The sequence below is a fragment of the Bacillus sp. P4_D3 genome, assembly GCF_056401855.1.
This window is the reverse complement of sequence record NZ_JBFUIN010000387.1, coordinates 1-2,934: the sequence shown is the minus strand read 5'-3', so window position 1 is coordinate 2,934 and position 2,934 is coordinate 1. Positions and strand designations below refer to the sequence as shown.

4 protein-coding genes are annotated in these 2,934 nt (G+C 36.3%); all 4 read left to right on the top strand.

Annotated features, from left to right (window positions below; all coding sequences use genetic code 11):
* Window positions 1-347, top strand: a 347-nt coding sequence (locus tag AC1DTM_RS21520) for a class I SAM-dependent methyltransferase (RefSeq protein WP_477000833.1), incomplete at its 5' end; no start/stop codon positions are given.
* Between the two features lie 38 nt (window positions 348-385).
* A complete protein-coding gene (gene hepT, locus AC1DTM_RS21515) occupies window positions 386-1,348 on the top strand; it encodes a heptaprenyl diphosphate synthase component II (protein ID WP_002011823.1) in 963 nt (320 codons plus the stop codon).
* Between the two features lie 124 nt (window positions 1,349-1,472).
* Window positions 1,473-1,919, top strand: a complete 447-nt coding sequence (ndk, locus tag AC1DTM_RS21510; protein WP_002064527.1) for a nucleoside-diphosphate kinase — start codon at window positions 1,473-1,475, stop codon at window positions 1,917-1,919.
* A 301-nt stretch (window positions 1,920-2,220) separates the two neighbouring features.
* The coding region (gene aroC, locus AC1DTM_RS21505) for a chorismate synthase (RefSeq protein ID WP_477000832.1) at window positions 2,221-2,934 on the top strand (714 nt) is incomplete at its 3' end.

Genomic DNA, 2,934 nt, shown 5'->3' with positions numbered 1-2,934 from the left:
GTTTTGGGTTACGTAACGTTCCGGATTACATGCAAGTATTAAAAGAAATGACGCGTGTAGTAAAGCCTGGTGGAAAAGTAATTTGCCTGGAAACATCCCAACCAACGATGATAGGTTTTCGTCAAGGATATGTCTTATACTTTAAATATATCATGCCGTTATTTGGAAAGATGTTTGCGAAAAGTTATAAAGAATATTCATGGCTTCAGGAATCTGCTAGTACATTCCCAGGGATGAAAGAGTTAGCAAATATGTTTGAAGAAGCTGGGCTTAAGAATGTGCAAGTGAAACCATTTACTTTTGGTGTAGCAGCTATGCATTTAGGTATTAAACCAGAATCAAAATAGAAAAAAGAAAAAAGACGTTTTAGGTTAAGGTGAACAATATGAAGTTACAACTTATGTACTCTTTTTTACGATCGGATATTAATGTTATAGAAAAAGAATTGAAGAAGACAGTTGCTTCTGAGCAGCCGTTAGTAGAAGAAGCGGCATTACAGCTTATTGAAGCAGGTGGGAAGCGGATTCGCCCTGTTTTTGTTTTGCTTGCAGGGAAATTTGGGGATTATAAGTTAGATGCAATTAAGCATGTTGCGGTTGCATTAGAACTTATTCATATGGCTTCGCTTGTTCACGATGATGTCATTGATGCTGCGTTTTTACGACGCGGTAGCGCAACAGTGAATGCGAAATGGGGAGATCGTATTGCAATGTATACAGGAGACTACTTGTTTGCGAAGTCTCTTGAATGTATAACAAATATAGAAATTCCAGATGCACATCAAGCGTTGTCTCATACAATTTTAGAAGTTTGTAAAGGTGAAATCGAACAAATTAAAGATAAGTATAACTATGATCAAAATTTAAGAACGTATTTAAGAAGGATAAAACGAAAAACAGCATTGTTAATCGCCGCGAGTTGTCAGTTGGGAGCGATTGCTGCTGGTGCTAATCGTGATACTGTAAATCGTCTATTTTGGTATGGATATTTTGTTGGTATGTCTTATCAAATTATTGATGATATTTTAGATTTCGTATCGACAGAAGAGAAGCTTGGAAAGCCTGCTGGTGGTGATTTATTACAAGGTAACATTACATTACCTGTTTTGTATGCCATGGAAGATCCAGTTCTTCGTCAGAAAATTACATCTGTGCATGAAAATACAACAGCAAGTGAAATGAAAGAAATTATTGATGATATTAAAGCGAGCGAAGCTATTGATAAAGCATTTTCGTTTAGTGAACGTTATTTACATAAAGCATTAGAAATAATAAAACCACTCCCTCGTGGACAGGCGAAGTACGCGTTGCAAAATGTTGCAAAGTATATTGGAAAACGAAAATTTTAGTGATTTTTCTAAAAAATAAAATAATCTCTCTATTTCAAAACTATTGCACAATTGTGATAAGGGTGTTACTATGTGTGTGGGGATATACAATTACATACATAATTCAGAAGTGGAGAGATTTTTTATGGAAAAAACATTTCTAATGGTAAAACCAGACGGTGTACAACGTGCATTCATTGGGGAAATCGTAGCTCGTTTTGAGAAAAAGGGCTTTCAATTAGTTGGTGCAAAATTAATGCAAGTTACTCCGGAAATTGCTGAACAACACTACGGTGAGCATAAAGAAAGACCTTTCTTTGGTGAATTAGTAGACTTTATTACATCTGGCCCTGTATTCGCAATGGTATGGCAAGGTGAAAATGTAGTAGATACAGCACGCAATATGATGGGTAAAACACGCCCACATGAAGCTGATATGGGAACAATTCGCGGAGATTTCGGTGTAACTGTTGCGAAAAACATTATCCACGGTTCGGATTCTTTAGAAAGTGCAGAGCGCGAGATTGCTATTTTCTTTAAGGAAGAAGAATTAGTAGACTACTCAAAATTAATGAATCAATGGATTTACTAATTATTTTGAAATAATTTGTAAACGCTTTAATAACTGTGATAATAGTAAAAAGTGCAAGAAGAATAGGGGTATTCTTCTTGCACTTTTTTTTATTTCGATCAGTTACGAAGTTAGGACTGTTATGATATATTGGTATGTAAAGTAAAAGGTCTATTATTATGAAAATAATAGAATAATTACAAGTAGGGAAAGCAAATACTCGATTTACTATATAATTTCTTTGTATTTTAAAGAGTGATGGAAGATAATATAGTTACTTTATGTAGCGGGATAAATACATATGCGAAAAGAGGAATAACGTATGCGATATATTACAGCTGGTGAATCCCACGGTCCGCAACTTACGACAATTTTAGAAGGTGTTCCGGCAGGATTATCTTTAGTAGCGAATGATATAAATGAAGAATTAGCTAGAAGACAAAAAGGATATGGACGCGGTAGACGCATGCAAATTGAGAAAGACCAAGTGCAAATTGTAAGTGGTGTTAGGCATGGGAAGACGATGGGGTCCCCGATTGCACTTGTTGTTGAAAATCGTGATTTTACACATTGGACAAAGGTTATGGGTGCAGAGCCGTTAACTGAGCAGGAAGAGAAAGAAATGAAAAGGCAAGTTACGAAACCTAGACCTGGACACGCAGATTTAAATGGTGCGATTAAATATGGTCATAGAGATATGAGGAATGTATTAGAGCGTTCTTCCGCACGTGAAACGACAGTTCGTGTTGCAGCTGGTGCAGTTGCAAAAAAAATATTAGCGGAATTAGGTGTACAAGTAGCGGGACATGTTGTCGAGATTGGTGGTGTACAGGCAGAAAATATCACATATAACTCTATTGAGGAATTACAAAGTACTACAGAAGTATCTCCTGTACGTTGTTTAGATGAAAAGGCCGGTAAAAAGATGATGCAAGCAATTGATGATGCGAAGGCAAATGGTGATTCTATCGGTGGTATTGTTGAAGTAGTTGTAGAAGGAATGCCAATCGGAGTAGGTAGCTATGTACATTATGAT

Excerpts from the sequence above, each read along its gene's own strand:
- hepT (WP_002011823.1), top strand. The coding sequence starts at position 386 with ATGAAGTTACAACTTATGTACTCTTTTTTACGATCGGATATTAATGTT.
- ndk (WP_002064527.1), top strand. The coding sequence starts at position 1,473 with ATGGAAAAAACATTTCTAATGGTAAAACCAGACGGTGTACAACGTGCA.